Annotated in this window: 21 protein-coding genes and 2 pseudogenes; 12 read left to right on the forward strand and 11 right to left on the reverse strand. The window is 59.8% G+C overall.

From position 1 onward, the window contains the following. Nucleotides 1–20: 20 nt before the first annotated feature. A complete protein-coding gene (locus H4I97_RS17515; RefSeq protein WP_182305865.1) occupies nt 21–4,805 on the reverse strand; it encodes an NAD-glutamate dehydrogenase in 4,785 nt (1,594 codons plus the stop codon). A 171-nt stretch (nt 4,806–4,976) separates the two neighbouring features. On the opposite strand from H4I97_RS17515, the gene pdxY reads away from it, so the two are divergent. Further along, nucleotides 4,977–5,858, forward strand: coding sequence for a pyridoxal kinase PdxY (pdxY, locus tag H4I97_RS17520; protein WP_182305866.1), 882 nt, complete (start codon nt 4,977–4,979; stop codon nt 5,856–5,858). A 91-nt stretch (nt 5,859–5,949) separates the two neighbouring features. Then, the gene (locus H4I97_RS17525) at nt 5,950–6,591 is read left to right on the forward strand and encodes a carbonic anhydrase (RefSeq protein ID WP_182307703.1); all 642 of its coding nucleotides are present in this window, start codon (nt 5,950–5,952) and stop codon (nt 6,589–6,591) included. A gap of 7 nt (nt 6,592–6,598) precedes the next feature. Here the strand turns inward: H4I97_RS17525 and H4I97_RS17530 are convergent, their stop codons facing one another. Together H4I97_RS17530 and H4I97_RS17535 are read right to left on the reverse strand one after the other, a co-directional pair. Then, nucleotides 6,599–7,420: a lytic murein transglycosylase gene (locus H4I97_RS17530; RefSeq protein ID WP_182307704.1), complete on the reverse strand. Its 822-nt coding sequence runs from the start codon at nt 7,418–7,420 to the stop codon at nt 6,599–6,601. Nucleotides 7,421–7,584: 164 nt separating this feature from the next. After that, on the reverse strand, nt 7,585–8,619 hold the full coding sequence (locus H4I97_RS17535) for an aspartate-semialdehyde dehydrogenase (protein WP_182305867.1): 1,035 nt from the start codon (nt 8,617–8,619) through the stop codon (nt 7,585–7,587). Between the two features lie 566 nt (nt 8,620–9,185). Between H4I97_RS17535 and H4I97_RS17540 the strand changes: the two genes are divergently transcribed. Further along, complete coding sequence (locus H4I97_RS17540; RefSeq protein ID WP_182305868.1) at nt 9,186–9,743, forward strand: GNAT family N-acetyltransferase; 558 nt, start codon at nt 9,186–9,188, stop codon at nt 9,741–9,743. A 1-nt stretch (nt 9,744) separates the two neighbouring features. Here the strand turns inward: H4I97_RS17540 and H4I97_RS17545 are convergent, their stop codons facing one another. The 3 genes and pseudogenes from H4I97_RS17545 to acnA form a co-directional block, all read right to left on the reverse strand. Further along, nucleotides 9,745–10,140: a DUF2794 domain-containing protein gene (locus H4I97_RS17545; RefSeq protein WP_182305869.1), complete on the reverse strand. Its 396-nt coding sequence runs from the start codon at nt 10,138–10,140 to the stop codon at nt 9,745–9,747. Nucleotides 10,141–10,394: 254 nt separating this feature from the next. Further along, nucleotides 10,395–11,144 carry a DUF1223 domain-containing protein gene (locus tag H4I97_RS17550; protein WP_182305870.1) on the reverse strand — a complete coding sequence of 250 codons (750 nt, stop codon included), beginning with the start codon at nt 11,142–11,144 and terminating at the stop codon, nt 10,395–10,397. A 204-nt stretch (nt 11,145–11,348) separates the two neighbouring features. After that, a pseudogene (acnA, locus tag H4I97_RS17555) lies at nt 11,349–14,041 on the reverse strand (aconitate hydratase AcnA). Nucleotides 14,042–14,314: 273 nt separating this feature from the next. Here acnA and ccmA point away from each other — a divergent pair. The 5 genes and pseudogenes from ccmA to H4I97_RS17580 all read left to right on the forward strand — a co-directional run bounded on the left by ccmA (nt 14,315) and on the right by H4I97_RS17580 (nt 17,202). Beyond that, a pseudogene (ccmA, locus tag H4I97_RS17560) lies at nt 14,315–14,961 on the forward strand (heme ABC exporter ATP-binding protein CcmA). Further along, a complete protein-coding gene (gene ccmB, locus H4I97_RS17565) occupies nt 14,958–15,617 on the forward strand; it encodes a heme exporter protein CcmB (RefSeq protein ID WP_182305871.1) in 660 nt (219 codons plus the stop codon). The pseudogene ccmA and the gene ccmB overlap by 4 nt, the downstream one beginning before the upstream one ends. 45 nt (nt 15,618–15,662) lie before the next feature. Next, nucleotides 15,663–16,430, forward strand: a complete 768-nt coding sequence (locus H4I97_RS17570) for a heme ABC transporter permease (protein ID WP_182305872.1) — start codon at nt 15,663–15,665, stop codon at nt 16,428–16,430. Beyond that, the gene (gene ccmD / locus H4I97_RS17575; RefSeq protein ID WP_182305873.1) at nt 16,427–16,600 is read left to right on the forward strand and encodes a heme exporter protein CcmD; all 174 of its coding nucleotides are present in this window, start codon (nt 16,427–16,429) and stop codon (nt 16,598–16,600) included. Before H4I97_RS17570 ends, ccmD begins: the two co-directional genes overlap by 4 nt. Continuing rightward, a complete protein-coding gene (locus H4I97_RS17580; protein WP_182305874.1) occupies nt 16,597–17,202 on the forward strand; it encodes a DsbE family thiol:disulfide interchange protein in 606 nt (201 codons plus the stop codon). The genes ccmD and H4I97_RS17580 overlap by 4 nt, the downstream gene beginning before the upstream one ends. Before the next feature lies 1 nt (nt 17,203). On the opposite strand, the gene H4I97_RS17585 is transcribed toward H4I97_RS17580, so the two are convergent. The 5 genes from H4I97_RS17585 to dapF all read right to left on the reverse strand — a co-directional run bounded on the left by H4I97_RS17585 (nt 17,204) and on the right by dapF (nt 22,010). Further along, the gene (locus tag H4I97_RS17585; RefSeq protein ID WP_244658802.1) at nt 17,204–17,728 is read right to left on the reverse strand and encodes a DUF2585 domain-containing protein; all 525 of its coding nucleotides are present in this window, start codon (nt 17,726–17,728) and stop codon (nt 17,204–17,206) included. Between the two features lie 65 nt (nt 17,729–17,793). Beyond that, on the reverse strand, nt 17,794–18,441 hold the full coding sequence (locus H4I97_RS17590; protein WP_182305876.1) for a septation protein A: 648 nt from the start codon (nt 18,439–18,441) through the stop codon (nt 17,794–17,796). A 61-nt stretch (nt 18,442–18,502) separates the two neighbouring features. Then, a complete protein-coding gene (gene ftsY / locus H4I97_RS17595) occupies nt 18,503–19,807 on the reverse strand; it encodes a signal recognition particle-docking protein FtsY (protein WP_182305877.1) in 1,305 nt (434 codons plus the stop codon). A gap of 17 nt (nt 19,808–19,824) precedes the next feature. Next, entirely contained in the window at nt 19,825–21,099 is a 1,275-nt protein-coding gene (mtaB, locus tag H4I97_RS17600) for a tRNA (N(6)-L-threonylcarbamoyladenosine(37)-C(2))-methylthiotransferase MtaB (RefSeq protein ID WP_182305878.1), read from the reverse strand. Continuing rightward, on the reverse strand, nt 21,096–22,010 hold the full coding sequence (dapF, locus tag H4I97_RS17605) for a diaminopimelate epimerase (protein WP_182305879.1): 915 nt from the start codon (nt 22,008–22,010) through the stop codon (nt 21,096–21,098). The genes mtaB and dapF overlap by 4 nt, the downstream gene beginning before the upstream one ends. A gap of 388 nt (nt 22,011–22,398) precedes the next feature. On the opposite strand from dapF, the gene ffh reads away from it, so the two are divergent. The 4 genes from ffh to rimM are packed head-to-tail and all read left to right on the forward strand — an operon-like array spanning nt 22,399 to nt 25,394. Next, nucleotides 22,399–23,955 (forward strand): signal recognition particle protein, encoded by a 1,557-nt coding sequence (gene ffh / locus H4I97_RS17610; protein ID WP_182305880.1) that lies wholly within the window; start codon nt 22,399–22,401, stop codon nt 23,953–23,955. Between the two features lie 14 nt (nt 23,956–23,969). Then, complete coding sequence (locus tag H4I97_RS17615) at nt 23,970–24,290, forward strand: chorismate mutase (RefSeq protein WP_112690617.1); 321 nt, start codon at nt 23,970–23,972, stop codon at nt 24,288–24,290. A gap of 37 nt (nt 24,291–24,327) precedes the next feature. Further along, on the forward strand, nt 24,328–24,705 hold the full coding sequence (rpsP, locus tag H4I97_RS17620) for a 30S ribosomal protein S16 (RefSeq protein ID WP_182305881.1): 378 nt from the start codon (nt 24,328–24,330) through the stop codon (nt 24,703–24,705). 35 nt (nt 24,706–24,740) lie between these two features. Continuing rightward, on the forward strand, nt 24,741–25,394 hold the full coding sequence (gene rimM / locus H4I97_RS17625; protein ID WP_378143162.1) for a ribosome maturation factor RimM: 654 nt from the start codon (nt 24,741–24,743) through the stop codon (nt 25,392–25,394). The last annotated feature ends 4 nt before the right edge of the window (nt 25,395–25,398 follow it).

A 25,398-nucleotide genomic window follows, 5' to 3' on the forward strand; every position in this document is an offset into this window, starting at 1 on the left:
GAATGTTTCGGGGGAGAGTGTCACCTTGTCTTTCCGTGCGCAAGATCGGTGAGAAGACCCGCGGCAACTGCGATTTTCGAAAGGCTGGGGTCGCCGCTCTCCGTGATCGCAACCAGCTCGGTGACAAGTCGATCAATGCGCTGTTGATCGGCCTGGCGCCACGCGGCGATCGGGTCCCTTTCCTTCGCGTAACGCGACAGCGCTTCGGCCACGATGTCGCGCCTTGCCGCACCGATCTGATGGATGCTGCGGGTCAGCGACAGGCTCTCGTAATGATCGGTCGTGGCGACACGGTTCGCCGCTGCGAGGACCCGTTCGATGCTGAAGGCCGCCGAGGCCGCGAAGTAGCTGCTGACCGTGCGTGCGATTGTTGCGCCCGTTCGCCCTGCAATTTGCATGACCTCCGGCACCAACAACAGGACCGACAGGCGAACGACGTCGCCGGCAATATCCTCCGGTGCTCCTGCCTGCACGAGCTCGGCGACTTCCTTGTCGAGCCTTTGACGCAGGTCTTCGGGCAGCGCAGTCCCAAACGACTGCTTCAACGATTTGACGGACGACTTGAGGCGGGCAAGCGCTTCGGTGATCGTGCCAGCGGAAAGGCCTGTTTCGACGAGCAGACGTGATACGCCGGTATAAACGTCTTCTACGGCTGCGTAGAGCCTGTTCTGCAGTTCTCCCGGTACCTTCGCATCCAAAGCATCGATGCGCGCCCACAGATCCGTCAGGTCGAGACCATCCCTGACAAGCAGCGCCGCCTTCACCACATCGGCCGGAAGAACACCGGTCGCATCTGCTGTGGTGACGACAAAGCCCGGACCTCCGCGATTGATCACGTGATTGGCCAGTACGGTGGCAATGATCTCCCTGTGCAGACGGTGGCCGGCGATCTCTGCCGCAAAGGTCTTGCGCATCTTGGCAGGAAAATAGTTGAAGAGCGTTGTCGCGCAGTACGGGTCATCCGGCAGCTCCGAGGCCACCAGTGAGTCGAAGAGAACGATCTTGGCATAGGAGAGCAGAACTCCGATCTCGGGCCGGGTCAATGCCTTTCCTTCGGCATAGCGTTCGGCGAGCGCATTGTCGTCGGGCAGGGTTTCGACCTTGCGATTGAGCCGTCCCGCTGCCTCGAGCGAGGCCATTAAGCGACTCAGTTCTTCCCGGTTGCGAACGCCCTTTCGCTCCGTCAGCGAGATCGCCAACGGCTGCAAGTAGTTGTTGCGCAGAACGAGGGAAGCGACTTCATCGGTCATCTCGGCGAGCAACTTGTCGCGCTTTGCCATAGTGAGACGATCTTCCGCCACCGCTGGCGCCAACGCGATCTTGATGTTGACCTCGACGTCGGAGGAATTCACGCCTGCCGAATTATCGATCGCGTCCGAATTCAGGCGCCCGCCGCTGAGAGCGTAGGAAATCCGCCCGCGCTGGGTCACACCGAGGTTTGCCCCTTCGCCGATAACCCTGGCGCGAACTTCGTTTCCGTTCACGCGGATCGCGTCGTTGGTCCGGTCGCCGACCTCCGCGTCCGTTTCCCCCGCGGCCTTGATGTACGTACCGATGCCTCCGAACCAGAGAAGATCGACAGGTGCCTTCAGGATCGCCGTCATGATTTCGAAGGGTGTTGCGGTCGTTTTTTCGAGGCCGATCACTTCGGCCGCTTCCGCCGTCAGGTCTACGGATTTGACCGTGCGGGAAATGATCATCGCGCCTTTTGAAAGTGCCTTGCGATCGTAATCCTGCCAGCTCGACCGCGGCAGGGCGAACAGCCGTTTGCGCTCGGCAAAGGAAAGGTCTGTATCCGGATTCGGATCAATAAAGATGTCGCGGTGGTCGAATGCTGCAACGAGGCGGATCTTTTCGGAGAGCAACATTCCGTTGCCGAAAACGTCACCTGACATATCGCCAACGCCTGCGACCGTGAACGGCGTCGTCTGTATGTCGAGGTTCATCTCGTGGAAATGCCGCTTGACCGCTTCCCAGGCGCCCCGTGCGGTGATGCCCATCTTCTTGTGGTCGTAACCCGCGGAGCCGCCCGATGCGAATGCATCGTCCAGCCAGAAACCGGCCGCGCGTGCAAGGGCGTTTGCCGTATCGGAGAAGGTTGCCGTGCCTTTGTCGGCGGCAACGACGAAGTAGGGGTCGTCGTCGTCAAGCCGTACCGTGTCGTCCGGCGGTACGATCTGTCCACCCTGAATATTGTCGGTGATCGACAGCAGCGTTGTGACGTAGGTCTTGTAGGCTTCCTTGCCTGCGTTCAGATATTCGTCGCGGCTTCCGCTCGCCGGGAGCTGTTTGGGGAAGAAGCCACCCTTGGCACCCACCGGCACGATAACGGCGTTCTTGACTTGCTGGGCCTTTACGAGCCCCAGTACCTCCGTTCGGTAGTCCTGCGCGCGGTCGGACCAGCGCAGCCCGCCACGTGCGACCTTGCCGAACCTGAGGTGGACGCCCTCCACTTCGACGCCATAGACGAAGATCTCGCGGAACGGGCGCGGTTCCGGCAACCCCTCCAAACGCTGGGGGTCGAACTTGAACGCGAGCATCGCGCGAGGCTCGCCATGTAAGGTCTTCTGGAAGAAATTCGTCCTGAGCGTCGCGTCCACCGCATTCAGATAGCGGCGAAGAATGCGGTCTTCATCAATGCTGGGCACGGCAACGAGCGCATCCAGCAGCTCCTGTCGGCTGTCATTGACTTTCCGCTGTCGGCTCTTTTCGCTGAGAGCGGGATTGAAGATGTCACGGAACAGCCTGAAGATCGACGCGGCGATCTGCGGATACTTGTTCAGCGTTTCGGCAATGTGGTTTTGCGAATAGACGATTCCGCACTGGCGGAGATACGCTGCATAGGCGCGTAGGACCGTGACCTCTCGGGCAGTCAGCCCCGCGGTCATGACCAGACGGTTGAAGTTATCGTTGCCGATGGTGCCGGTGAAGGCACTGACGAACGCGTCCTCCAGCAGTTTTCCATCACGATCGATGTCGAATGCTCCGCCGCCCCGGACTTCCAGCTCCATGTCGTGCAATACGACGAGGTTACGACTCTCCGCCGCTGAGACATGGATGTCGAAGGTACGTTCACTGATGACACTGAAGCCTAGGTTCTCGAGAAGTGGTACGCGCCGCGACAGCGGCAGATGTTCTCCGGCATGAAAAATCTTGAGATAGAGGAGGCTTCCTTTCTCCGACGCTTGGGTATGGAAGCCGATACTGACAGGCTGGCCCTCGAGGCAGGCGTTGATGTGCCGCAGATCAGCCACCGCTTCTTCGGGAGTAAAGGCCTCCTGATACGCTTGGGTGACGGTAAGCGCCGGAGCGCTCGATCCCGCGAGGACCGCAAAGCGATCCGCCCAGCGCGCGGTGATCGCGCGGACCTCTTCCTCAAGCCGTGCTTGCGGTATACGGGGCGTTTTGCCTTCGTTGCGGCCGATGATGATATGGACGCGCGCGACCCCACCTTCCGGGAAGGCCGGATAGTAGGCCGAGACATGGCCCTGATAGGCGTCCTTGAAGTAGTTTCCGATCTTTTCGCGTACGAGAGAATTGTAGTCCTCTCGAGGAACGTAGACGATGAGGGAGACGAACCGATCGAAATGGTCGATGCGCGGCAGGACGCGGACTCTCGGGCGCTCCGAAAGATCGTTGATTTGTTCGCAGAAGCGGGCGAGCAACTCTGCGTCGATCTGGAAAAGGTCGTCGCGGGGATAGGACTCGAGCGTGTTCTGCAACATGCGGCCGGAATGGCTTTGCGGGTCAAATCCGAAGTATTCGACCACTTTCTCGACCTTGGCTCGCAGCAACGGAATCTGGCTTACCGAGCGGGTATAGGCGGTGGCGGTGAAGAGGCCGACGATGCGAAGCTCCCCCACCACTTTTCCGGACGCGTCGAAACGCTTCACGCCGACATAGTCCATGTACGCCCGCCGGTGCACAACAGACTTCACATTCGCCTTTGTGACGATGAGAAAATCCGGGCCCTGTAGAAATTCGAGGATCTCGGGTGTCGTCGTGACAGCTTGCTTGCCGTGACGGAGAACGAGAACCTCCGGATCCGCGAGGATGCCGAGACCGCGCCCCTTGCCACGCTCCAGTTTGGCGTCAGGACCGTCGCCCGTGTACACGTATTCGCGCATCCCGAGGAAGGTAAAATTGTCATTCCTGAGCCAATCGAGAAAGGCCAGCGCTTCGTCGCGCTCTGCTTGCCGACGGCCCGGCGCGACCTGCCTCACTTCTTCCATTGAGGTCTCCAGGATCGCAAGCATTGCCTGCCAGTCACTGGAAGCCATTCGGACCTGTTCGAGGACGAAAGCGAGGCGCTTTTTCAGCGCGTCGGCCTGTTCGTTCGTGAGCGGTGCAAGATGGAGTTGAATGTAGCTGACGCGATGCGCTGGATCGGTCGGCTTGTCTGGCCGGAAGAGCTCGATGGTCCTGTCCGGCCCCGTCACCAGAATCGGGTGAATTGCGAGGAAGATGTCGCGATGCAGGCTGGTAACCTCGCCCATCACAGAATCGTAGAGGAAGGGTTTGTTCCGATCGACGATCGAGAGCACGCTCGCCGGTGTACCGAAGTGCTCAACGCCGGGGACAGGCTGGATCGTGATCTTCGGTTCCTGCCCGTCCCAGGCTGCGACATCGTCTGCCGCTCGTACAGCCGAAGAAGCAAGCATCTGAGGCGTGTAGAGAGCGAGATCGTCGGCGCTCGCCCGGCCAAACAGAATATCGGGATCGATGAAATGCTTCCCCAGTTCCCCAAGCTGTTGGCGGGTCAGATCCCAATTGTGATCTCGCTTGGATTTCCTGCTTGCGACCATTGAGCCTTTCCTCCCTTATGCTCCAGCCTACAACGTGACTCGTGTACGCGTGTTTAATACCGACTCGTGTAAAATTTCCACACGAATCCGGCATGAAATTAAAAACAACATCATGATTTTGCATTTTTGTGGCTATTAGACGACAAAAACCATGGGTGAGGGATGTCAGACATGAACAAAAGCCCGGCCGGCGCGGTGATTGTTATCTCCAGTCACGTGGTTCGGGGATCTGTCGGCAACCGTGCTGCCGTTTTTGCGCTGGAAACGCTCGGGCATCCGGTCTGGGCTGTGCCGACCGTCGTCCTGCCCTGGCATCCGGGACATGGAAGGGCGACGCGGCTTTCCTTTCCGGACGACGGCTTCGACAGCATGATCGAGGACCTGATCGACGCGCCGTGGACTTCTGAAGTGAGCGCTGTACTCACAGGCTACTTCGGAAGCGCTGCGCAGACCCGCTCCGTTGCACGCCTGATCACGACGCTTAAGGCGAGAAATCCCGACCTCCTTTATGTCTGCGATCCGGTGGTGGGGGATATAGGAGGTCTCTATGTTCCCGACGACACCGCCGAGGGAATCCGCGACAACCTGGTTCCGCTTGCGTCGATTGCAACGCCCAACCGGTACGAACTTGGCTGGATGGTGGGGAGCCCACTCGAAACCAATACGGACATCATCGATGCGGCGCTGTCTCTCGGTCCGGCGCGAACGGTGGTGACGTCGGCGGTACCGATGATGGCGGGCGGGGTCGGTAACCTTCTGCTTTCCGGCCGGCACGCCCTGCTGGCTGAGCACCGATGGATCGACAACTCGCCGAATGGCTCGGGTGATCTTTTCGCCGCGGTCTTCCTTTCTCGCCTTCTCTCTGGGATGCCCGACGAGCGCGCACTCCAACTGGCGACTGCGAGTGTTTACGAGATGCTGGCGCGGACGATGAAACGCGGGAGCGACGAGCTGACACTTGAAAGTGATGCCTCGAGCCTAGTGTCGCCGATGGCGCTTGTTCAGGTTCGACGAATTATGCACCGTGCTTTAAAGCCCGCGTCTCCTTCGTGAAAGACGGGAGAAAACGGAACATCGACAACTCCTACAAGAATGTTGCGGGTGCGCATTGCATCTCATTTCAGAGCGCTATAATCCAATGTACATGCTGCGTTTTCCAGATTCTCTTGTTACCGGGTACCGCAACTTTATGACGGGGCGCTACGTCGATGAGCGCGAACGTTACCGTGTGCTGGCGGAGACCGGCCAGAAACCCCAGACGTTGGTGATTGCCTGTTGCGATTCTCGGGCAGCGCCAGAAACCATTTTCGGCGCGGGCCCCGGTGAGCTTTTCGTGGTGCGCAACGTTGCGAACATGGTTCCTCCATATGAGCCTGACGGTCAGTATCACGCGACGTCAGCGGCACTCGAATTCGCGGTGCAAGCGCTGAAGGTGCGTGACATCATCGTCATGGGGCATGGACGGTGCGGAGGCATTCGCGCCGCGCTCGATCCAAACGCGGAACCTCTTTCTCCCGGTGACTTCATCGGCAAGTGGATGGGGCTGCTGAAACCCGCCGCTGAGCAGATTCAGACGAACTCCGTCATGACGGCAGGCGAGCGGCAAACGGCCTTGGAGCGTGTCTCGATCCGCAATTCGATTGCGAATCTCAAGACTTTTCCGTGCGTGAAGATTCTCGAGGAGCGCGGAAAGCTCAATATTCACGGCGCCTGGTTCGACATCGGTAATGGCGAACTCTGGATCATGAACCGCGAGACGCGCGACTTCGAGCGTCTCGAGTTTTAGGTCTACGTTACCGCCCGTCGATCTGTGCCCCGATATAGGCAATGGCCTGTTGGTAAACTGATGCCGCGTTCCAGCCTTGGAGCGCGGCGAAATTCGACTCGCCCGGTTGATATCCCGCGCCGGCCTGCCAGCCGTGACCGCGCAGGAAATTGGCGGTGGAAGCCAGGGCGTCAGCGCGTGAGTGCACAAGGTCGACGCGCCCGTCTCCGTCGCCGTCGGCACCGAAACGGACGACATTGCGCGGCAGGAATTGTGTCTGGCCGATTTCGCCGTGGGCGGCACCTCTGGCATTGAGGGCCAAAGACTTGCGTCCGACGAGCTGGAGTGCGGCATAAAGCTGATCGGTGAAGTAGTCGGTTCTGCGGCAGTCATAGGCAAGGGTGGCGACGGCAGAGAGCGTGTGCTCGTTGCCCATATATCCCCCGAAGCCAGTCTCCATACCCCAGATGGCGATCAGTGGACCAGCGGGAACCCCGTATCTGCTCTCGATCCTGGAAAACAACGAAGCATTGTTCTTTTTCATCGCCTTGCCGCGGGAAATAATAACCGCACCGCCGCGCTTTTTCATGAACTGGTCAAAAGAAAGCTTGAAGCTCTTCTGCCCGCGGTCCGCACGAATGGTGTTGGTATTATACGAGACCGTCGCGAAAACCTGGTCCAGCAACCTTGCACTTACACCTTGTGCGGCCGCTTCCTGCTTGAAGTCCTGAATCCAGTCAGAGAACCCTGCGGATGTCTTGCCGCATTGAGCTGCGCTGGCGGTGCTGATCGTTGCGCCACCCATAACCATTGCCAGAAAAGCGGCCGTGGCAAACTTTGAGAATTGCATGGAGACCTCGTGTTCCGCGCCCTGAACCTTGCCGGCGAACATGCCAGCCAGCATTGATTCTGTCACGCGGTAGTTTCAGACTTGTTGGTTACTTGAGAGTGCGGCCTTCGGTGAAGGTTTTGTGCCCCGCCGCCTGCTGGTGCCGGCGGCGGGGCGAACGACCACTATTTTTCTGCGTTCTTTGGCTTTATCAGGCCTCGATTGACGAGCAGTTCTGCGATCTGCACCGCGTTGAGTGCTGCGCCCTTGCGGAGATTGTCGGACACGACCCACATGTTGAGGCCATTCTCGACCGTCGCGTCCTCGCGAATACGGGAGATATAAGTCGCATCTTCGCCGGCACACTCGACCGGCGTGACGTAACCGCCGTTCTCGTGCTTGTCGACAACGAGGCAGCCGGGGGCTTCGCGAAGGATGTCGCGGGCCTGATCGGCCGTGATTTCGTTCTCGAACTCGATGTTCACCGACTCCGAATGTCCGATGAACACGGGGACGCGGACCGCGGTGCAAGTGACCTTGATCGCGGGATCAAGCATCTTCTTGGTTTCGGCGAGAACCTTCCATTCTTCCTTGGTGTAGCCGTCTTCCATGAAAACGTCGATGTGCGGAATGACGTTGAAGGCAATGCGCTTCGTGAATTTCTTCGCTTCGATCGGATCGGCGACGAAAACGGCGCGGGTCTGGCTGAAGAGTTCGTCCATTCCCTCCTTGCCGGCGCCCGATACCGACTGGTAGGTGGATACGACCACTCGCTTTATCTTTGCCGCGTCGTGAAGTGGCTTCAGGGCGACCACCAGCTGGGCGGTCGAGCAGTTCGGATTCGCAATGATGTTACGCTTCTTGAAATCGACAACGGCGTCCGGGTTTACTTCCGGTACAATCAGCGGAACATCGGCGTCGTAGCGCCATGCAGACGAGTTGTCGATGACAACGCAGCCCTGGGCTCCGATCTTCGGCGACCATTTCTGCGAAATCGTCCCGCCTGCCGACATGAGGCAGATATCCGTGTCGGAGAAATCGTAGTTCTCGAGGTTCTGTACCTTCAGCGTCTTATCGCCAAAGGATACCTCCGTGCCCTGCGAGCGGGCCGATGCGAGTGCAACAACCTCGTCCGCCGGAAATCCGCGCTCAGCGAGAATGCCGAGCATTTCTCGCCCCACATTGCCGGTGGCACCTACAACTGCAATCTTGAAACCCATGTTTCCTGCTCTCTTTCTTTCTCTCCACGACTGGTGAGGGGAAACATGCGGCAATCGCCTTGTTTCCGTGTCCCCGGCCTTGCCGGGGAGAGAGCGGAGGCCAGAGACGTCAGACGGTTTTCGTCGTCGTTTTGGCCTTGGTTGCGGATGAACGGGAGGCAAATGCACTCTGCCCGGCCATTTGGGCCAGGTCGGACGCCGCAAGAATTTGCAGACTGTGACGGTGCATGAGTGAATCCCTTTTCCGGCCGAGCTATTAAGGCGTTTTTTGGCGGAGTCAAGTGGAAGAGCAAGACCTTTGCGATAAGACGACCATCGGACGCCGAACATGCAAACTTGTGGCTCGGTCCGGGAAGCCTGTGTGTCATCGGCATAATCTTCCTTCGGGAAACGAAGGACAGGACATCCACACATAAGCGTTTTTTGTCTAGGATGAGTTAGCCTGTTCAACGAAGGCACGGTGAAGAACTGCCTGGCCCCTTCCTTGTCTGCCCTAAGACCGATCTTGCGGCACGGTGATGTTTGTGAAAGATGGGGTATTGCTTCCCCTTTCCGGCGTTCCAGTCATGTCTTTCATTCTGCGTGAAACCGAGTCGACGGATCTCTCATCGATAGCTGCGATCTATGCCGACGCTGTGCTCACTGGCACCGCCAGCTACGAACTTGTTCCGCCGACAGCGGAGGAAATGGCCTCGCGCTTCGCCGCGATAACCGGGCAGGGATACCCGCATATCGCCGCCACCGATCAGGTGGGCACGGTTCTCGGATACGCGTATGCGTCCGCGTTCCGCACCCGGCCCGCATACCGGTGGCTCGTCGAGGATTCGATCTATCTGGCGCCGGAAGCTCAAGGCCGGGGGATCGGCAAAGCGTTGTTGAGAGAACTGATCGGGCGCTGCACGGCACTCGGCTTCCGACAAATGGTCGCTGTCATTGGCGGTGCGAGTCCCGCCTCTGTTCGCCTCCATGCCGTGTGCGGTTTCCAAATGACAGGCACACTGATCGGGACAGGCTTCAAGCACGGTCGGTGGCTCGACACCGTTCTCATGCAACTGCCTCTTGGTGAAGGCAATGCAACGGCGCCGGACGAGATGTCTTACCCGGGATCTCTGTTTTCAGGCTAGCCTATTCGACCAGCTTCAGTTTCTTGTCGAAGATCTTGAGAACCTGTGCCAGTTCGTGTCCGCGCTTGAGCACCCGGCCGCTGGTGTGAATCACCGAATAGGCGCCCTGTTTGGCGGCAAGCTTCGGATCTTTTTCGATGCGATAAAGTGGCAGTTCGCCGGACCTCTTGAACACTGAGAAGACGGCCCTGTCCTTCAGATGGTCGATCGCGTAGTCACGCCATTCGCCCTCGCCCACCATGCGTCCATAAATCCAGAGGATTGAATCGAGCTCTTTGCGGTGGAAGGTGACCGGAAGCGGATCACGGCTCTGGCGGTAGTCCTGTAGGCTGACGATAGGCGCCGAATGGCTTGCCTGCGGTGAGTCCGTGCGCGGCGAATCCGGCTGATCGCTCATCAAGACTTCCCCGAGTTCTCGGTTGTGACAGATGGGTGACAGTTTGCCTCAGGCAGCACAAAAAGCAAGCCTGTGTGCAAATAAGTGAAGCACACTGCCTTTCTTTCCATCGCCGCATTTTGGTCAAAACAGCGCCCCATTTGCAACCGAAGCTGGCGTTACTGAGTTGGCGCGCCGCGCCAAAGGTCCGGTCTGTCGCATTGACCCCTTACCCCCAGCCCCCAATGCTTCTAGGCCGGACCACCCCTCAGGGGCTAGGTGCCATCGTTGCCGATGATCATCGTCGCGCCGAGAATGGCGGACGGCTCTCCTTCATCACTCGAAGTCTGAAGTAGGACGGCGCAACCGTCGTTACTGTCCTTTGCCATGACTTTGGCCGGCAGCACGAGGTGCAGTTCGTTTCCCTCCCACATTCCGACCGTCTGAACGTCGGTGACGCTGTTCCAATAGGCGACTTTCTTACCGACGTTCTCGCCTTTCAGAACATCGACGATCTCCTTCCGGCGGAAGTAGACAATGACGACGTCTGCCTTTCCCTGCCCTCTGCCGACAGTAATCGTCAATTCTTCGTTCTTGCGCGCTGCGCGGACGGCCACCGAAAGACCGAGCCCCTGTTGCCGCATTCCGTCCAGCTTGCGCGTAACCTCGTCCGCATCAGTACCTTTCAGATGATCGCGGCCATTGAGAACGGCTTGCGGCGTGTAGACGCCGCTACGTCCCAGACTGCGGGCATAAGCGTATTGGCGTCCGGTATTTTCAGGCGTGGCCAGCGTATCGTTCCAGCCGAGATAATTCCAGTAGTCGACGTGATAGGCGAGCGCTACGATATCGCCCTTCCGCACGAGTTTCTCGAACGCTTCGTCGGCCGGGGGGCAGGAACTGCAGCCCTGCGAGGTGAAGAGCTCAATAACTCCTCGGGGCACTACGGCGTCCTGGGCCTCTGCGGAGGTGCCGGTAAAAGTCAGGCAAACCAGGACACAGCGGGCGAACACAATCGAGGTCATTCCATCGAACCCGTTTACTCGGTGGCTTGTGCGGCTCGCGCGTTGTCGCGAGCCGACAGCCGACAAATAGTCACACGCCAGCAATACTCGTTCATGCTTTCAACGAGAAGTCACGATGGGGTGAGGCCCTTGTTTGTGATCACAGGGCAAGAAAATACCGCCGGGAACATGTCCCGGCGGCTCGTATTCTCATGCGAGCGGAAGTCAGGCGGCCAGATCGCGCAGAACAGTCTGCAGGATGCCGCCGTTGTTCACATAGGTGACCTCGTCGAGCGTATCGATACGGCAGATGAGAGGGATGTCCTTCACCGTGCCGTCCGAGTAGGAGACCTTGGCGATCTTCTTCTCGCGCGGTTTGATCTCCCCGTCGAGGCCCTCGATGGTCACCAGCTCATCGCCCTTCAGGTTGAGGCTCTGCCAGGTGGTACCATCCTCGAAGACGAACGGTATGACGCCCATGCCGACCAGGTTCGAACGGTGGATGCGTTCGAACGACTGGGCAATGACCGCGCGGACTCCGAGCAGGTTGGTGCCCTTGGCAGCCCAGTCGCGGGAGGAGCCGTTGCCGTACTCGACACCGGCGAAGATGACGAGCGGAACGCCTTCGGCCTTGTACATCATGGCGGCGTCGTAGATCGACATCTCTTCCTTGGACGGATAGTGGATGGTGTAGCCACCTTCCTTGCCGTTCGGGCCGAGCATGTGGTTGCGGATGCGGATGTTGGCGAACGTGCCGCGCATCATCACTTCGTGGTTACCACGACGCGTGCCGTACTGGTTGAAGTCGGCAACGCCGACGCCATTCTCCATAAGGTATGCACCGGCCGGCGAGGCGGCCTTGATCGAACCGGCCGGCGAAATGTGGTCGGTGGTGATCTTGTCGCCGAAGAGGCCGAGCACGCGGGCGCCCACGATGTTCGACACGCCGGAACCGGTCTTGCCCATGCCGACGAAGTAGGGCGGGTTCTGCACGTAGGTCGACTTGTCGTCCCAGGCGTAGGTCTGACCAGCGGGAACCTGCACGGCCTGCCAGTTTTCGTCGCCCTTGAACACGTCCGCATACTTCGACTCGAAAAGTTCACGGGTCACGTACTTGGCGATGAATTCCTGGATCTCGTGCGAGGTCGGCCAGATGTCCTTCAGGTAGACCGGGTTGCCGTTCTGGTCTTCGCCCAGCGGTTCCTTGGTCAGGTCCTTCTGCACCGTACCGGCGAGCGCGTAAGCGACGACGAGCGGCGGAGAGGCGAGGTAGTTGGCCTGGACGTCCGGCGAGATGCGGCCCTCGAAGTTGCGGTTGCCCGAGAGTACACCCGCGGTGATCAGGCCTTTGTCGTTGATCGTCTTCGAGATCGGGCCCGGCAGAGGGCCGGAGTTGCCGATGCAGGTCGTGCAGCCGTAGCCGACGAGATTGAAGCCAAGCTTGTCGAGATCGGCCTGCAGGCCGGACTTGGCGAGGTATTCGCCAACGACCTGCGATCCGGGTGCGAGCGAGGTCTTGACCCACGGCTTGGACTTGAGGCCCTTGGCGGCTGCGTTACGGGCGAGAAGACCGGCAGCGATCAGTACACTCGGGTTCGAGGTATTCGTGCACGATGTAATGGCGGCGATGCAGACGTCACCATGTCCGAGATCGAAGCTTTCACCTTCAACCGGGTAGCGGGCGTCGATCTGACCGGGCTTCTTGTAGTCGCCTTCGAGGGCGGTTGCGAAGTTCGGGGCGATGGTTTCGAGCGGCAGGCGGCCTTCCGGACGCTTCGGGCCGGCCATCGAGGGGACGACGTCGCCGAGGTCGAGTTCGAGTGTGTCGGTGAAGACGAGATCGGAACCGTCACCTTCGCGCCACATGCCCTGTGCCTTCGAATAGGCTTCGACGAGGGCGATGCGATCCTTGCTGCGACCCGACATGTCGAGATAACCGAGCGTTGCCGAGTCGACCGGGAAGAAGCCGCAGGTCGCACCGTATTCCGGGCCCATGTTGCCGATGGTCGCGCGATCGGCGACGGGCAGCGTATCGAGGCCGGGACCGAAGAACTCCACGAACTTCGAGACGACACCCTTCTTGCGCAGCATCTGTACGACTGTCAGCACGAGATCGGTGGCGGTGACACCTTCCTTCAGTGTGCCGGTCAGCTTGAAGCCGATGACCTCAGGCAGAAGCATGGACACCGGCTGGCCGAGCATGGCGGCTTCGGCTTCGATACCACCGACGCCCCAGCCCAGCACGCCGAGACCGTTGATCATCGTGGTGTGGCTGTCCGTCCCGACGCAGGTGTCCGGATAGGCGATCGTTTCGCCATCCTCTTCCTTCGTCCAGACGGTCTGGCCGAGATATTCGAAATTCACCTGGTGACAGATGCCCGTACCCGGGGAACGACGCGGAAGTTCTTGAAGGCCTGCTGGCCCCACTTCAGGAAGCGGTAGCGCTCCCCGTTGCGCAGATATTCGAGCTCGACGTTTTTCGCGAAGGCCTGGGGCGTGCCGAATTCGTCGACGATAACCGAGTGGTCGATGACGAGGTCGACCGGAACGAGGGGATTGATCTTCTCCGGATCGCCGCCGAGCGCCTTGATCCCGTCACGCATCGCGGCGAGGTCGACGACCGCCGGAACGCCGGTGAAGTCCTGCATCAGGACGCGCGCCGGGCGGTAAGCAATCTCGGCTTCGGTCAGGCCCTTGTTGGTGAGCCAGGCGGCGACACTTTCGATGTCGGCTTTGGTGACCGAACGTCCGTCTTCGTTGCGCAGCAGGTTCTCAAGAAGCACCTTCATCGAGTAAGGGAGCTTCGAGACGCCTGCGAGGCCGTTCGCTTCCGCCTTGGGAAGGCTGTAATAGACGTAATCCTTGCCATTCACGGTAATCGTGGACCGGCAATTGAAACTGTCGAGTGATTTGGACACGGACATGAACCCCGCTTATTCTGATAGCCAACACATTCGTGCGGACGCCTATGCACTTCATGCACATCAGGATGCGGGTACGGCCATTTCCGCTGTCCGCACGTGAAAGTCGCGAGTGCAACCCCAAGTTCGGCACAAGGATGATATTCACGCCGACCGCTGGCGTGGTTGCAGGTCTTATAGATAATTTCTAAGAAGGGCACCAGACCAACGAATGGTGAATTTCTACAAATTTTTGCAGGGCCCGAAGGGTCTCCGCTGGAAGGCTGAAACATGCGGCTGAGTGCCGAAAATCTCTCCGCGAGGCGCGGCGAGGACTTCATCTTCGAGGACATTTCCTTCGCACTCGGTGCGGGCGAAGTAATGATCTTAACGGGGCGGAACGGGTCGGGAAAATCGACGCTCCTTCGGGTGCTGGCGGGTTTGCTGAGACCGGAGGGAGGCCGCGTGGACTTTATCGCCGCGGGAGATCACGAGAGCCGCCCTGCACGCGAGGCAAGTCATTATCTCGGCCACCGCAACGCAATGAAGCAGGAGCTGACGGTATCGGAGAACTTGGTCTTCTGGAAAGAATTCCTCAGGGATTTCGATGGGGGAAGGGGATAGCGGTCGACGATGCCGCCCATGCCGTCGGCCTCGAAGGTATTGCACATCTTCCGTTCGGCTATCTTTCCGCCGGACAGCAACGACGCTTCGCCATGGCGAAACTGCTCGTGGCTTACCGGCCTGTCTGGATTCTCGATGAACCGACCGCGGCACTCGACGCAAGTGCCGACCAGATGTTTGCCGGCCTGGTCCGCGATCATCTCGCAACCGGTGGGATCGCGATCGCCGCAACGCACCAGCCGCTGGGACTTGACGCCGCCCGTGAACTGAAAATGACCGGGTTCTCCGGCGCCCCAGGAGGTGTCTGGCAATGATGGCGCTCTTCCTGCGTGATCTCAAGCTTTCCGTCCGGGCCGGTGGCGGCGCGCTGATCGGTGTGCTGTTTTTCATGACGGTCGTCGCCGTGATCCCGTTCGGCGTTGGACCTGATCTCAACCTGCTTTCGCGTATCGGACCGGCAATCGTCTGGATCGGCGCCCTTTTGTCTGCTTTGCTCGGGCTTGACCGGCTTTTCCAGGCCGAGCGCGACGACGGATCGCTGGACCTGATGCTGATGCAGGAGTCACCTCTGGTCGTGACGGTTTTCGTGAAGTGTTTGGCGCATTGGACTGCGACGAGCCTGCCGCTCGTCATCGCCTCGCCTTTGCTTGGCCTTTTCATGAACATGAACGAGATCGCGATCGGGGCGGTGATGCTGACCCTGCTCGTCGGTTCGCCCGCCATCACGTTTATCGGTGCGGCAGGTGCGGCTGTGGCCGTGGCGCTTCCGCGCGGTGGCCTGCTCGTGTCCATCCTCGTACTTCCGCTTGCCATTCCCGTGTTGATCTTTGGCGTCAGCGCGTCCTATGCCGCGGTCGAGGACCCCGCCCCATTTATGCCGCCCTTTCTCTTTTTGATTGCGATCGTACTCTTCTTCGCCGTGATCGGCCCTGTGGCCGCTGCCGTCGCCTTGCGCAACGCCTCGGATTGATTGGTATCAATTGCAGCAAAACGGCAGTCAGGTTAGAAGTGTTCTATGAACCAAGCGAGCCTTACCATCTCCAAGATTACCGACCTTGCAAACCCCACCCGTTTTCTCGCACTTGCCAGGCGCGTGATTTCGTGGCTCGCGGTCTTGACCGCGCTGCTCTTCGTGGCTGGCCTCTATCTGAGTTTCACGACCGAGGGCGATTATCAGCAGGGCATGACGGTGCGCATCATGTATGTGCATGTGCCTGCCGCCTGGCTCTCGATGATGTGCTACACCGTCATGGCAATTTCCGCCATCGGAACGCTCGTTTGGCGTCATCCATTGGCTGACGTCTCCCACAAATCCGCAGCGCCGCTTGGTGCGGCATTCACGTTCATCGCTCTTCTCACCGGCTCCCTCTGGGGTAAGCCCATGTGGGGTACGTGGTGGGTCTGGGATGCCCGGCTCACCTCGGTCTTCGTGCTGTTCCTGATGTATCTCGGGCTTATCGCACTCAATCGTGCCGTGGATGATCCTTCCAAGGCTGCGCGGCTCAGTGCGGTACTCATTCTCGTCGGCTTCGTGAATATCCCGATTATCAAGTTCTCAGTCGAATGGTGGAACACGCTGCACCAGCCGGCGAGCGTGATACGCATGGGCGGCCCGACGATCGACGCGGAATTCCTGCGGCCGCTACTGGTGATGGCGATCGCCTTCACCCTCCTCTTTTTCACGCTGCACATCGCGGCCATGCGTAACGAAATCTGGCGCCGGCGCATCGCCGTCCAGCGACGACTCGCCGCACGTATGGCAGGGCGGGAGACCTCGCAATGAGCCATGAGTTTTATATCTATGTATCTTATGGCGTGACAGGTATTGTCATTCTGGCTTTGATCGGGTGGGTCTGGCTTGATGGCCGTGCACGGCAACGTGAACTGAAGGAACTGGAAGCGGCCGGCGTTCGCCGCCGCTCGGCGACGGTGGCTGGTGATCGGCAAGCATGAGTGAAAGACTGAGGGAATCCCCGGAAAAGGGCAGAGGAGGCGTCGGCCGCTACGCTTTGGCCGTCGTGCCGCTGGCCGTTTTTCTTGTCATCGCCGGCACTGCCGGCAAGATGCTCTACGATCAGGATTTCAACGGCAAGAGCACGTCGGAGATTCCCTCCGCTCTGATCGGCACCAAGGCACCCGATCTCGAATTGCCCGCGCTTGAAGGGGCAGGGGTACCGGCGCTCACTTCCGAGGTTCTCGCGGGCAAGCTGACATTGGTCAATGTCTTTGCGTCCTGGTGCGTTCCCTGTCGGCAAGAGCATCCGATCCTGAAGGAACTCGCTAAAGATCCGCGGCTTACGGTGGTCGCGATCAACTACAAGGACACGACCGAAAACGCGCTTAAGTTCCTCGGCGAGCTTGGAAATCCCTATAGCGCCATCGGCGTCGATCCCAACGGCAAGGCAGCGATTGACTGGGGCGTCTACGGAATTCCCGAATCTTATCTCGTCGATGCTGGCGGGACGATTGTCTATAAGCGTGTCGGTCCCTTCGATGCGCTCTCGCTCGAGAAAGGGCTATATCCGGCGATAGAAAAAGCGCTGGCAAAAGGCTGATTCAGAGGCCAGCCTGCCATGCCCTGATGGCTTCGATGGGCCAGAGAAGCATCAGCACGTTCAGCGTCAGGTTGTCGCGGATCAGCCATCCCACGTAGATTTCCAGGAACACAGCGATCGAGACAGTCAGCCAGACCGGCGCTCGGGCGGCGAAAAGGAAACCGACGGCCATGAACGCCGTATCCATCGTGGAGTTCAGGATACTGTCACCCTGATAGCCAATCGCCATCGTCGCCGTGCGATATCGGTCGATGACGAGCGGAGAGTTTTCCACCAGCTCCCATGCCGCCTCAATCAGGGTCGCTAACGCAAGTCGCATGGACAATGGCCGGCGTCTGAAGAGGACGAAAGCGAGAAGATAGAACAGGAAGCCGTGAATGATGTGTGACGGCGTGTACCAATCTGCGAGATGCTGCGAATTTCCTGCAGTGTTCACACCGGGCTCGAAGAGCTTGATATAGCCGCATTCGCAGATAGGTATTCTGCCCATCAGGTGAAGGATGCCGATCTGTGCAAGGACGATCAGGCCGACGGCGAATAGCCAGAGGCGGGTCGCTTTGTGACGATCCTGCGGATCGAGCGCGGTGATCGTCACTTTGTCTCCTCCGTCCGTTCCTCGAGTGTGTGGCGCATGATCAGCGGCATTTGCGCGAGCGTGAAGAGGATCGTGATCGGCATCGTGCCCCAGACCTTGAAATTGACCCACACCTCGTCGGAAAAGTTGCGCCACACCGCCTCATTCAGGACGGCAAGGAAGAGAAAGAAGACACCCCAGCGCAGTGTCAGCTTCCGCCAACCGATGTCATCGAGCTGGAAGGCTGCGTTGAAGACATAGCCGAGCAGTGACTTGCCGAAGAAAAGCCCGCCGAGCAGGACCGCGCCGAAAAGAGTGTTCACGATCGTCGGCTTCATCTTGATGAAGGTTTCGTCCTGAAGCCAAATTGACAAAGAACCGAACACCAGCACGACAATGCCCGAGACGAACGGCATGATCGGCAAGTGTCGGAAAACAATCTTCGAAACAACCAACGAGGCCACCGTCGCGGCCATGAACAATGCCGTTGCGATGAAGAGCGGCCCCCCCACAGTGGAAAGCACCGGGAACGCCTTCGCTAGCCATTCGCCGCGAAGATTACCAAAGAAGAAGATGATCAACGGGCCCAGCTCAAGCGCTAGCTTGAGGAGCGGGTGGTGCTTCTCGGCGGCAGTCGGTTCTGTGTCACTATGGCTGGATGTCATTGTCTTTGCCTGTCATACTTTCTTGCTTGAGCGCCGCGCGTTCGTTTTCCCGCCTCTTGCGTCAGCCTCCGAGACCCGCAATCGCCTTGGCGAAGTCATCCGCCTCAAACGGTTCGAGATCATCGATCCCCTCGCCGACACCGATGAAATAGACCGGCAACTTGTGCTTGGCGGCGATGGCGACGAGAATGCCGCCGCGCGCCGTGCCGTCCAGCTTTGTCATCACGAGCCCGTTGACGCCCGCAATGTTGCGGAAAATCTCGACCTGCGCCATCGCGTTCTGGCCAGTGGTTGCATCCAGTGTCTGGAGCACCGTATGCGGCGCGTCTGGGTCGAGTTTGCCGAGCACTCGGACAATCTTCTCAAGCTCCGCCATCAGTTCCGTCTTGTTCTGCAGGCGACCGGCGGTATCGATGATGAGGACGTCCGACTTCTCCGCCTTGGCCTTCTCGAACGCCTCGTAGGCCAGCCCGGCAGCGTCGGCGCCGAGCTTGGTGCCGATGAAGGTCGAGCCCGTGCGGTCTGCCCAGATCTTAAGTTGCTCGATTGCGGCGGCGCGGAAAGTGTCACCGGCGGCCAGCATGACCTTCAGGCCGGAACCTGAGAGTTTCGCCGCCAGCTTGCCGATCGTCGTGGTCTTGCCGGTGCCGTTGACGCCGACGACCAGGATGACGTGGGGCTTGTGGCTGAGGTCCAATTGCAGGGGGCGGGCGACGGGTTTCAGAACCTTGGTAATCTCGCTTGCCATGATGTGGGAGACATCTTCGCCGGTGACATCCTTGCCGTAGCGCTCGGAAGACAGCGTGTCGGTGATGCGCATCGCCGTCTCGACGCCGAGATCGGCCTGGATGAGCAGGTCCTCGAGGTCCTGAAGCGCGTCGTCGTCGAGTTTGCGCTTGGTGAAGAGCGCTGTGATCTGTCCTGTCAGCTGCGAAGACGTGCGCAGCAATCCGGCCCGCAGACGTTGGAACCAGGAGAGTTTTTGAATAGGCTTGTCCGGCACCTCCTCCGGCGCAGTCGTACCCAACGCAAATCCCTTCGGGAGGTTATGTTCGGCGAGGCCCGTCAGTTCCTCTTCTTCGGCCGGAGGGATTGCGTCGGACTCTTCTGATGCGATCGCTGCATCGGCATCCGAGGGCAGTTCCGGTGCTTCGTTATGGTCGGCGGCTCCGGGGCGCCCGCCCTCATGTTCGTCAGGGGATAGGGCCTCCACAACGTCTTCGGACGTCGTGTCGGCCACGGCCTGTTCTTCCGCGGCTTGCTGCGGAGCCTCGTCCGAGGCCGGAGCGTCTTGTTCGGCAGGCGCCGAGCCGGTCGGCTTGTCCTTGCCGAAGGTGAAGACCTTTTTGATGAAGCCGAGCGCCATGAACAGTCCGTTCGAAATCAGGCAGCCGAGCGGCCAGCCAATTGCATTTCCAGATTCTTGCCATTGTGACCGGTGATCGTGACCGTCACAAGATCGCGCGGCGCCAGCCCCGAGGCGTCAACCAGCGAGAAGTTTTCCGTATGGCCCATGCCGTTATTTTCGACAAGGATCGTCTGACGGGTTCCGACCATTGACGTCAGGTGCGCGGTATGAAGCTTTTGGGCGCTGTCGCGCAAGCGTGCCGCTCTCTCCTTCACCAGCCCGCGATCGAGTTGCGGCATTCGCGCCGCCGGCGTGCCCGGACGCGGACTGTACGGGAAGACGTGGAGATGGGCGATCCCCATCTCCTTGGCAAGACTTGCGGCATTCGCGAACATCTCCTCCGTCTCGGTCGGAAAGCCGGCGATCATGTCCGCTCCGAATGCAACGTCCGGCCGCAACGCACGGACCTTTCTTGCGAAATCGACCGCGTCCGCGCGGCTGTGGCGACGCTTCATTCGCTTCAGGATCAGGTCATCTCCATGCTGCAGAGAGAGATGGAGGTGCGGCATGAAGCGCGGTTCGTCGGCGATGAGATCGAACAAGTGACCGTCGACTTCGATACTGTCGATCGAGGAGAGGCGTAGCCGCCGGATTTCCGGCACCTGCTTCAGCAGCGTCTTTGCCAGCAGACCGAGACTCGGCCGGCCGGGAAGATCGTTGCCGTAGCTTGTCGCGTCGACGCCAGTCAGTACCACTTCGCGGTAGCCGTTTTCAACAAGCCTGCGAGCTTGTTCGACGATTGCGCCCATAGGAACCGAGCGGGAATTGCCGCGTCCGTAAGGTATGATGCAGAAGGTGCAGCGGTGGTCACAGCCGGTCTGCACCTGCAGAAAGCCGCGGACGTGACCGTCGATATGCGCGACCATTTGCGGCGCCGTTTCCGAAATGCTCATGATGTCGTTGACGCGGATCTTTTCCTCGCCTTCGACCCCGAAATCCGGCATCCCCCGGTAATATTCGGCTTTGAGCTTCTCCTCATTGCCAAGGACGGCGTCGACTTCGGGCATGGCGGCAAAGCCCCGGGCATCGGTCTGGGCGGCGCAACCGGTCACCACGATCCGGGCATTCGGGCTTTCGCGACGGGCGCGGCGGATCGCTTGGCGGGCCTGCCGGACAGCTTCGCCGGTAACTGCGCAGGTATTGACCAGAATCGCGTCGTTGAGGCCAGCCTTGGCCGCTTCAGCCTTCATGACTTCGGACTCGTAGGTATTGAGTCGGCAGCCGAAGGTAATGACCTCAATCCCGCTCACGAAGCGGATGCTCCGCTTTCAGAGGATGTGCTGCGCTGCCAGGCGCCGGTCGCCGGATCGAGCGTACCGGACCATTCCCACTCGGCGGGGCCGGTCATGACCACATGGTTATCACGTTCGCGCCATTCGATCGTGAGCGTCTGCCGGTTCGGGCTGGAAGCGACAGTAACAGTCACCCTGCGGCCGGTCCGGCCGGTGCGTGCGCCGCTGACGGCAGCCGCACATGCGGCTGAACCGCAGGCGAGTGTCAGTCCCGCCCCCCGTTCCCAGGTACGGGTCGTCATTGCGTCAGGTGCAGTCACTTGCGCCAGTGTGATGTTTGCCTTTTCAGGGAACATCGGATGATTTTCGAGAAGCGGACCGAAGCGGTCGAGATCGAACGTCATCGGATCGCGATCGACCCAGAAGATCGCGTGCGGATTGCCCATCGATACGGCCGAGGGCGAATGCAGGATCGGCGCGTCGATTGGGCCGATCTGCAATTCGATGCGGCTGGTGTCGTGAAATTCCTCGGCAAGTGGAATGCGGTTCCACTCGAAGACAGGTTCGCCCATATCGACTGAAATGGTACCGTCCTCATGCTCGACGGCATTCAGGATGCCGGCGATGGTCTGAAATGTGAAGGTCTTGCGTCCTGTCTCGGCTGCAAGCGCCTGCACGACGCAGCGCGTTCCGTTACCGCAGGCCTGCGCCCGCGTGCCGTCGCAGTTCAGGATATCAATGTAAGCGTCGGTGCCAGACAGCTTCGGATCGTGGATCGCCATGATCTGGTCGAACGCCGTTTCCGGGTTGCCGGCGAGGCTGACGGCGGCTGCGGGCGAGACCCGGTCGACACGGCCGCGCATGTCGACGACCAGGATCTTGTTGCCAAGCCCGTTCATCTTTGCGAATTCGACCGTCGCTGCCGTCATGCTGATACTTTCGATGGTTGTCGCCGCTTATATGGCGGAAAAGCGCCGGAATTACCAGTGCGCTTCGTGATCGGCCAGAGCCTCACCGGAACGAACTACCGCCGTCCGGTAGGGCCAAACGCGCAGATTCGAGGGGCGCATTCGTCATGGAGGGCTGAAATACTTGACTCCGGCGCGGTTTTCCTGTTTATCGCCAGCAAATCTGCGACGAGATTGAGACTCCGAGCCGCCGACCGGGACCCGTAAAGGTATAAAGAGATCCCGGAGGTCAACATCCGACAGCGCGTTGCGCTCTCGGGTGCTTTTTGGTTTTTCGTCTTGTTTTCGTCGGAGAAAAGACCAACGTTTCGGCAATTCTCGACGAAACCGGAACGATAAGGAAGAGCCGATGTTTGAAAACCTCCAGGACCGCCTTGGATCCATTCTGAATGGACTGACCGGCCGTGGCGCACTGTCCGAAGCGGATGTCTCCGCCGCGCTGCGCGAGGTGCGTCGTGCACTTCTGGAGGCTGATGTCGCGCTCGAAGTTGTGCGCTCGTTCACCGACAGGGTCCGCGAAAAGGCTGTCGGCGCGGCGGTGGTGAAATCGATCAAGCCCGGACAGATGGTCGTCAAGATCGTCCACGACGAACTCGTCGAAATGCTGGGCTCCGAAGGCGTTTCGATCGATCTCAATGCACCGGCCCCGGTCGTCGTCATGATGGTCGGCCTGCAAGGCTCCGGCAAGACCACGACCACGGGCAAGATTGCCAAGCGTCTGACCGATCGCGAGAAGAAAAAGGTCCTGATGGCCTCGCTCGACACGCGTCGTCCTGCTGCCCAGGAACAGCTGCGTCAGCTCGGCGTGCAGACGGGCATCGACGTGTTGCCGATCATTGCCGGCCAATCGCCGACCGATATCGCAAGCCGCGCCGTACAGGCCGCCAAGCTCGGCGGTCACGACGTCGTCATCCTCGACACAGCGGGCCGCACGCATATCGACGAGCCGCTGATGGTCGAGATGGCCGAGATCAAGGCCAGATCCAAGCCGCACGAAATTCTTCTCGTTGCCGACGCTCTGACCGGTCAGGATGCCGTCAATCTCGCCCGCAATTTCGACGAGCGCGTCGGCATCACCGGGCTCGTGCTCACCCGCATGGACGGTGACGGCCGCGGTGGTGCAGCGCTTTCGATGCGCGCGGTTACCGGCAAGCCGATCAAGCTGATCGGCGTCGGCGAAAAGATGACGGAGCTCGAAGAGTTCCATCCGCGGCGCATCGCCGACCGCATTCTCGGGATGGGCGACATCGTTTCGCTGGTCGAGAGGGCGGCCGAGACGATCGATGCCGAGAAGGCGAAAGCCATGGCCGAGAAGATGGCCAAGGGCAAGTTCGACCTGAACGACCTCGCCGAACAGTTGAAGCAGATGCAGAAGATGGGCGGCATGGGCGGCATCATGGGTCTTATGCCCGGCATGGCCGGCATGAAGGACAAGATGGCCGCCGCTGGGCTGAGCGACAAGCTGTTCGGTCGCCAGATTGCCATCATCCAGTCGATGACCAAGGCGGAGCGGGCCAATCCCGACATTCTCAAGCATTCCCGCAAGAAGCGCATCGCGGCCGGCTCCGGCACCGACGCCGCCGAAATCAACAAGTTGCTCAAGATGCATCGTCAGATGGCCGACATGATGAAGGCCATGGGCGGCAAGAAGGGCGGCGGCATGATGAAGCAGATGATGGGCGGCCTCGCTGGCAAGATGGGTCTTGGTGGCATGGGCGGGATGCCGGATCTGTCGAGTATGGATCCGAAGCAGATCGAGGCACTTGCCAAACAGGCGGAGGCGGCGGGTATCAATCCGGGTGCTCTTCCGGGGATCGGCGGCGGATTGCCAGGACTTGGCGGGAAGCTGCCCGGTCTCGGTGGCGGCGGGTTCCCGGGCCTCCCCGGTTTGCCGAAGAAGAAGTGAGACGAGACATCGCCATGATCGCTCCACACGTCAAGGAACAGCTCGCGAGCTACCGCCAGTCGATCGACAACATCGACGCCGCTCTCGTGCATATGCTCGCCGAACGGTTTCGATGCACGAAAGCGGTCGGCGTTCTCAAGGCCCAATACGATTTGCCGCCGGCCGATCCGGCGCGCGAGGAATACCAGATCGAACGTCTTCGCCGTCTGGCGCAGGATGCCCATCTGGATCCGGATTTCGCAGAAAAGTTCCTGAATTTCATCATCAGGGAAGTGATCCGGCATCATGAAGCAATCGCTGCCGACATCGGCAGCAATTCGGAAAAGACCGCCTGAACAGCCGGCGGAAAAGAAAAGCCCAAGGAGTAAAGAAATGGCACTGAAAATTCGTCTCGCCCGTGGCGGTTCCAAGAAGCGTCCGTACTACCAGATCGTCGTGGCCGACGCCCGCTCGCCGCGCGACGGTCGTTTCCTCGAGAAGGTCGGCGCATGGAACCCGATGCTTCCGAAGGACAGCGAAAAGCGCATCGAACTGAACGTTGAACGCATCAAGGAATGGGTCGCAAAGGGCGCCCAGCCGACCGACCGCGTGCTGCGTTTCATGGCCGAGGCTGGCCTCGCCACCCGCGACGCCCGCAACAACCCGGAAAAGGCAAAGCCGGGCAAGAAGGCTGTCGAGCGTGTAAAGGAAAAGGAAATGAAGGCCGCTGAGGCAGCCGCTGCTGCTGCTGAAGCAAGCGCCGCGGAATAATTTCCATTCCCTTGAATTCCGACGGGCGGCAGTATCTGCCGCCCGTTTTTCGTTTCTTTTCGCCATGCTTCGTCCTAAGAAGACTGCATGACGGCGATGTTGGATTATCGGTACTCATGACGACGCTTAAGAATCCTGTACTGATGGCTACAGTGGGCGCCGCCCAGGGGCTCCGCGGAGAGGTTCGGGTCAGAACGTACACGGCTGATCCGATGGCGCTGGGCGATTACGGCAACCTGCGAAGCCTGGATGGCCGGGTCTTCGAGATTCTGGAGATTCGCGAAGCCAAGAACGTGGTGATCGTGCGCTTCCGCGGCGTGAATGATCGCAATGCTGCCGAGGCTTTGAACGGACTCGAGCTCTATGTCGATCGGGACGCGCTTCCGGACGGCGATCTCGAGGACGACGAATTCTACTATGCCGACCTCGAGGGTCTCGACGTCTACGATAGTGCTGGAAAGCACTACGGCGCGGTGTCCGCTGTCTTCGATTTCGGGGCGGGCGATCTGCTGGAAATCAAGGGACCGGGCAAGCGCCCCGTGCTCATCCCGTTTTCGGAAACAGCGGTGCTCGAAATAGACCTCGAGAGTGGCCGTCTGCTGATCGATCCCGTGGCGGCTGGTCTCGAGGAGGAGCGTAAGACGCCACGCCGTAAAGGATCTGACCTGAGTGGTTCGGACGAGGAATGAGCGG

The organism is Ciceribacter thiooxidans (assembly GCF_014126615.1).
GTDB classification, from domain to species: Bacteria; Pseudomonadota; Alphaproteobacteria; order Rhizobiales; family Rhizobiaceae; genus Allorhizobium; species Allorhizobium thiooxidans.